Origin of the sequence: Mesotoga sp. Brook.08.YT.4.2.5.2., from assembly GCF_003351125.1 — a bacterium.
In the GTDB taxonomy this organism is placed as follows: Bacteria; Thermotogota; Thermotogae; order Petrotogales; family Kosmotogaceae; genus Mesotoga.
Genome location: NZ_JPGZ01000038.1, coordinates 1 through 6,118, shown reverse-complemented (window position 1 = coordinate 6,118; position 6,118 = coordinate 1). Strand labels below are relative to the sequence as shown.

Annotated in this window: 5 protein-coding genes and 1 pseudogene; 2 read left to right on the top strand and 4 right to left on the bottom strand. The window is 45.3% G+C overall.

Annotated elements, in window-relative coordinates:
• Both Q502_RS14410 and Q502_RS10225 read right to left on the bottom strand, forming a co-directional pair.
• Positions 1 to 192: pseudogene (locus Q502_RS14410) on the bottom strand (transposase); the annotation flags it as partial.
• A gap of 128 nt (positions 193 to 320) precedes the next feature.
• Positions 321 to 1,709: a transglutaminase-like domain-containing protein gene (locus tag Q502_RS10225; RefSeq protein ID WP_102819450.1), complete on the bottom strand. Its 1,389-nt coding sequence runs from the start codon at positions 1,707 to 1,709 to the stop codon at positions 321 to 323.
• Between the two features lie 854 nt (positions 1,710 to 2,563).
• On the opposite strand from Q502_RS10225, the gene nagA reads away from it, so the two are divergent.
• Positions 2,564 to 3,670: an N-acetylglucosamine-6-phosphate deacetylase gene (nagA, locus tag Q502_RS10220; RefSeq protein ID WP_102819449.1), complete on the top strand. Its 1,107-nt coding sequence runs from the start codon at positions 2,564 to 2,566 to the stop codon at positions 3,668 to 3,670.
• Between the two features lie 327 nt (positions 3,671 to 3,997).
• The gene (locus Q502_RS10215; protein WP_099828424.1) at positions 3,998 to 4,663 is read left to right on the top strand and encodes a prolyl oligopeptidase family serine peptidase; all 666 of its coding nucleotides are present in this window, start codon (positions 3,998 to 4,000) and stop codon (positions 4,661 to 4,663) included.
• Here Q502_RS10215 and Q502_RS10210 read toward each other — a convergent pair.
• Positions 4,655 to 5,002, bottom strand: coding sequence for a hypothetical protein (locus Q502_RS10210; protein ID WP_102819448.1), 348 nt, complete (start codon positions 5,000 to 5,002; stop codon positions 4,655 to 4,657). The genes Q502_RS10215 and Q502_RS10210 overlap by 9 nt on opposite strands.
• Before the next feature lie 274 nt (positions 5,003 to 5,276).
• Positions 5,277 to 6,118, bottom strand: an 842-nt coding sequence (locus Q502_RS10205; RefSeq protein ID WP_147277864.1) for a transposase, incomplete at its 5' end; no start/stop codon positions are given.

Below are 6,118 nucleotides of genomic sequence, written 5' to 3'. Positions count from 1 at the left end.
GATCAAGGCAATGAACTGAACAAAGAGTCTGCCATCCATAGAAGCAGCACTGTGAATGCGCAGGCGTTTCATGTCCAGCTGATTCTTCAAGTCATCAAAAGACTTCTCGATCGTATCCTTATTTCGGTATACCCTTAGTGCTTCTACGGGATCTTTAATCCCTGGCGCGAAAGCGCCAACATCACGTCCCACCGAAGGCGGCATCACTTCCTCGCGCAGCGAGCCTCACTTCCTGCCGGAGGCAGAATCACTTCTGCATCTTGCAACTGATCTTTTGCTCTTACCAACCCCCTACCCCCTACCCCCTACGACGCTTTACGCTATTTCAACAAAACCGTCTTCATGCTGAATGAATCCAGTATCGCGATAGTGACATCAAACTCCTCGTTGCCGAATTCGCTTTCAACAAATGGAGACTGCAGCGTGATCTCAAGCAGCTGAGTGTCGGCAGGTTTTTCGGCGGGCAGGAAGTCTACGGAGTTTTGAACCACGAGTCTCAACGGGTCTTGGTTGCCAAAGAAGTAATCGATGAACGCCTTTCGCTCTTCCTCGGTAATACCATAAGTGTAGGTCGCAATCTGTCCTGCCGAGGTGTCTACAGGAACCCAACCGTAATTTGGCAGGTAGAACTCAGCCCAAAAATGAGAACCCAGCTGTCCGGAGAACACCTGGAAGCCTCCCGGCGCCCTTGCAGGTATTCCGATGGATCTGCAGAGGGCTGAAAAGATCATCGACTGAGTACCGCAATCACCGTAACCGTGTTCGAAAGAGTAGAGGCTTTCCGGAATTCCGGCCGCCTCTATTGCAACGTGGGCCATAAAAGTGTATTTGATGTTTTGGACAACGTAGTAATATATCTTCTTTGCCTGGAGATAGGGATTTGTCTCATCACCAACGACGCTTCTGGCAAGCTCCTCAAACCTTTCATCGTAATAAATGCTTCCTTCGGACTTCGTGTATTCTCTGTAAAGCGAGCTTTCCTTGTCGTATTCGCCCACCTGATCGGGATCTATATCGAACTGCTGCTGATAGTGTGTGAAAGTAAATTGCACGGTTATGTCCAGATCTTCACCGAGATTTGAAAGATCGAATTCGAAAAGGACATAAGCTATATCACCGGAAGTTCTGGGAAGGCCGACCACCGCTTCCTTCGGGGTCACCTCAAGTACAGAGATATTCTCTTGAGCCGCTGTCTGCAAAGGAAGGGGGAACCAGATTCTCAGCGAACCTTTATCCGGCAGGAGAGATCTTTCAGTATTTACTTTATATTCCACAAGGTAATTCTTCGGGTTGAAATACGGGCTGTGAGCTGGCTTGAAGGAGGCGAAAGGCGTATTCCTCCGTCCGTACTCTTCTAGAAGGTACCTGACCAGCAAGACGTTGCCCGCCGACCACTCTGGCTCTCGCTCGACAAGTTCGGGATCGCGGGTAAAGAGGTTGTGCTCCAAGTCTGTATAGTACATCTCTGCGCCGTCAACGATAGCTCTCTGTATGTCTCTTTCAACGATGAACTCTCTCACTTCTTCATCGATCTTGAGTTCCGGATAATGTTTCATAATGATCTTTTTAGCCTCTTCAAATGTCAGTGAGAATTCCAGGGCGCTTTTCAGTTCGTTCTGTCTTCTCAAATACTCGTCGGACCGTTGAAAGAAATTGCCGAAAGCAACCGTAGAAATAAGAACGATTACAAGAACCAGTTTCAATTTCATGGCTTACCCCCCTCTTTTCTGTTGCCTGATTGGACACAACAAGGCAAGTATATATTGTTTGACCTTAGAAATTTAAACACTAATTGTAGTCTTATGATGTATTTTCGTCTTGCGATCTCAAGGGATGACCTTCGCAGTTTTCCCAGAAGTACGTATTTCAAGCGCTCAATTTCCAGTGGAGCAGTGAAGCTAACCGGCTAAAATCGATACAGGAGGGCTCAAGTATCTGTTCTCTAGCCCCATCTCAGACCTGGAAGTTGAGAAACAAGACGTTCTTCCAATGAAGAGGACTTCGGAGAATTGACTATAAGATCCATGAATAGGCCTTCTCAAAGGCAAGTAGTGGCAACAAGCCGACTTTCATTTTCATTTTTCTCTGTATTGGCTGATTTCAGAACTTCAACTGACAAACCGTTAAGCCATTTTATATGCCAAATGTAAGGCTATAGCTTGATCTTACCGCTGTAAAAGTTCTGATGCTATCTAGACGGTGATGCCTGTACTCTTATCAAAGCAAACTAGATGTAGAAAACGGAGTCCCTAAAGAGCGTTATAGAGAGCTTCGCTTCTAGACAGCGAGAATTGATAAACATCGGCAGTCAACGGCCCGTCGTTCTCCGACAAGAAAGAGAAATGCAGCCAGAGGTGCAGAAGCCTTGCAGTTAACCGTTAACGGCTCACTTTCCGAAAACAGAGCATACGCCCCCTCTCTTCCAAAGGCGAAGAATGTCTTATCGTTCTAGAGACGTCTTTCATACCCCCTGTATCCTCCCTGCCACCAAGTGACTTCGCTCATGCGTTGCCCGGATTTCTCCCAATGATGTAATAATTGAGTCTGAAGGGAGATGACTTGAATGGAATTAAAAAGGGTTCTCGTTGTTGACCCAGTCGATGGGGAATACATCGCAAATATCAGAATATCTGGAAACAAAATCGAATCAATTGCGAAAACGGGCGGAGATTTCAGTTCAATAGCCATGCCTGGCTTTGTCGATACGCATTCGCATGGTGCAGTTGGAATTAACTGCATGACGATGAATACAAGAGATCTTGAAAGGTGGGAGGAGTTCGCTGTAACTCATGGTGTGACTTCTCTTCTTCCAACGACAGTTTCTGCTGAAGCGAAAGAAATGAAAAGAGTTGCTGATCTTGTTTCTGACTATGTTTCCGAGAGGCCCAGAACAGCAGTTAGGGGAGTTCATTTTGAAGGTCCATACATAAACCCAAAGAAAAGGGGCGCTCAGAACCCCTCTGTAATAAGACCTGCAACAGTTGAAGAACTTAGGTCTGTGCTATCGGATATCGTTATGCTCATAACAATGGCTCCGGAAATCGAAGGCTTTCTTGAAGTTCTCCCCGAGATTGCAAAACGAGAAGTAACTATCTCAATTGGACATACAGACGCCACCTATCATCAGATGAAGAAAGCTTACGAGAACGGCTGCAAGAGAATGACTCACTTTCCTAACGGAATGAACACGCTTCATCACAGGGAGATTGGTTGTGTTGGATCAGGGTTCTTGCTGCCCATGAAGCTGGAAATGATCGCAGATGGTATCCACACTGCGCCTGAATTCGTTGAGATGATTCATAAGATTCGTGGTAGTGAAGCCATAATTTTGGTCACTGATTCTCTTGATGCGACCGGACTGAATGACGGAACATATGACCTTGGAGGCCTAAGAGTAGAAGTCAATGGCAGCAAGGCAACTCTCGAAGATGGGACTCTTGCGGGAAGTACTCTTACCATGGACAGAGCTTCCAGAAACTTCAGGGAGTGGACCGGCTGCAGTCTTCAGGAACTATCGAGAGTCTCTTCCTACAACGCCCTTCAGAGCCTTGGAATCAGCAACAGAGGTAGACTGAAAGAAGGATCTATAGCGGATATAGTGATGCTTAATCGAGATCTGGCAGTTGAAGAAACTATCCTGGCAGGTCTTTCGGTCTATAGAACCAGGTGAAGTTGACTAGACCCAGATCACTGCCGATCATTGTAGACTCATTGGGCCCTGGTCGCTCTCGAGCCACAAAAGCCCGGTCTGTTTGACCAACAGCTAATGACTCGGTACCAATAGAAAAATCAATAGAAAACATGTGCTCACAAACCCCCGATGCGTCTCATCAAGGTCAGCTAATATAGATTCTCACCCCTCTTGATGGACATCTGCCGGTATGTTGCTGATCAAAATCCTGCCGATGATCAAGACGTCTCTTACTGTGAACTGAGCTAAAGAATTCTACTTCCGTAATGTTATGCTGTTGATTGAAGACTGCCAGGAGGTGTGACAATGGAACTTCACTCATCAAGAATTAGTTATTCTCTAAACAGGAAGCTCGATTACTTGTTCTCACTCCCACTGCAGTACAACTCTGAAGGGAGTGATTGGCCCCTCATTCTCTTTCTTCACGGCGCAGGAGAGAGGGGAGACGATCTCAGGCTACTTAAGAAGCATGGAATTCCAAAAGTAGTGGATGAGATGACAGATTTTCCTTTCATAACAGTTTCACCTCAATGCCCGGAAAACGATTGGTGGCTTAACAGGCTTCAGGATCTGAGATTTCTTGTAGATTCAATAGTTGAACAGTATAGAGTTGACTCTTCAAGATTGTATCTGACAGGACTGTCAATGGGAGGATTTGGCACATGGCATATGGCCGTCGAGTACCCTAAACTCTTCTCGGCCATTGCACCAATCTGCGGCGGGGGACTTGGAATTCTTGGTTTCCCGGAGAGAGTCGCAGAGATCAAAGACCTTCCTGTTTGGGCCTTTCATGGTGAAAAGGACAACATAGTCTCGATCGAAGAGAGTAGAGTTCTCGTAAGGACACTGAAAGAGTTCGGTGCGCATCCCATGTTAACCATATATCCCGATGCCGGACACGATTCATGGACAGAAACTTACTCTAATCCCGAACTATACGAGTGGTTCATCAATAATCGAAAGTCAAGTTGATTTCATCCTTATTGGACTCGCCTGTGACCTATTGAACATGATGCCTGCCGGTTTGAGATTTCTTCTTCTGAAACCTCCCGGGCTCTTCTTCACTTGCTCACGCGCCTCTAGATAGGCTTTCAGAGACAGAATCCAGATAGCTCCGACAAGGATCCAGACAGCTATCAAAAGAAATAACAACCATCCAAAACCATCTAGTCTATCCCCAGCCCTCAAGAATCCAACAATTCCATAAACCGATACGGGTGTTACTATTCCGAGCAGAACGGATGCTCTTATGAAGTTGTTTCTTATGTGTCCTATTCTGGGCTTTTTGCTTCTTCTGACGGCAAAACCCATCAAAATCACCACCTCAAATTACCGTTACTCCTAACATGATAATTATACACTTCTTCTTTTACCTGGCCTTTAATAATAACCGATATGTGAACAACATCGACAGGATTCACTCAATGATTTCGTCACATGCTTACACAATAATCTGAGCTCCGTCGCAACTGAGCTGCAAATTCTACCGCCCGCAAATGACTCAACTTTGACAGCGAGTAATCTAAAAACACCTATACAAGGGGAAAAATGAAAAGAAGAACAGACGTACCACCACAGTGGTCAATTATGCAATCTCTTTGAGTAGATCCGGTGGTCTTATTTTGAGTGCTTTGAAAGCGTCGTAAGCATTGCCCATCATTTCAGTCCTTGCAAGAAAGCGTTTGCCTTCTACCGTTAACTCAACTGCCCTTATCTCTTTCAAGTCTTCAAGTATTTCTGCGTAAGAGAAAGTACTTCCAATCTCTTTCAGCTTTCTACATAAGGCAGTCTCCATTACAAGCGCAAGAAAACAGATCATTATGTGGCCCTTCACCCTCGCGTCTGTGTAATGGTATATAGGACGAAGATCGAGTCCGCTCTTCAGTTCTCTGAAGGCCCTTTCTACTTTCCACAGTAATTGGTATGATTGAGCAACCTCTCTATTGGTTAGTTTTGTGTTCGTTCTTAGAACGTATTTGCCATCGTATTTTACTTCCGAAGCCATCTTCTCCTGGTCTATCTTTACATCTGCTTTCTGCATACTCAGATATCTCCTGTGTCCTCTGTTTCCCACAAGACTCTTAGGTCCCTGTTTAAGTTTCTTCGTAAGGTTCTTCACTATCTCTTCTCTCTTGATTCTGTCTCTTTCTGCCTGAAATGGATTGAAACAGATTACGTATCTCTCTCCCTCATACAGAACTTCCTTCACCTTCAGATTCTCTTCCACTTCTTCGTAATCACCAGGCTGATTCAATACCGCTTCAACTATCTTGCTCCTTCTCATCTTAACTCCGAATATGTATGACAGTCCGGCCTTATCTATCTCCTCAATGAGTCCGTTGCTTATCATTCCTCTATCGGCTACCACTATAACCCTGTCTATGTTGAATCTTCTTCGTATATCTTCAAGAGCTTTCCTGAAGGTAT

Bases quoted from the DNA above. Each gene is read 5' to 3' on its own strand.
- Q502_RS10225 (WP_102819450.1), bottom strand. From the start codon at position 1,709: ATGAAATTGAAACTGGTTCTTGTAATCGTTCTTATTTCTACGGTTGCT.
- nagA (WP_102819449.1), top strand. From the start codon at position 2,564: ATGGAATTAAAAAGGGTTCTCGTTGTTGACCCAGTCGATGGGGAATAC.
- Q502_RS10215 (WP_099828424.1), top strand. From the start codon at position 3,998: ATGGAACTTCACTCATCAAGAATTAGTTATTCTCTAAACAGGAAGCTC.
- Q502_RS10210 (WP_102819448.1), bottom strand. From the start codon at position 5,002: ATGGGTTTTGCCGTCAGAAGAAGCAAAAAGCCCAGAATAGGACACATA.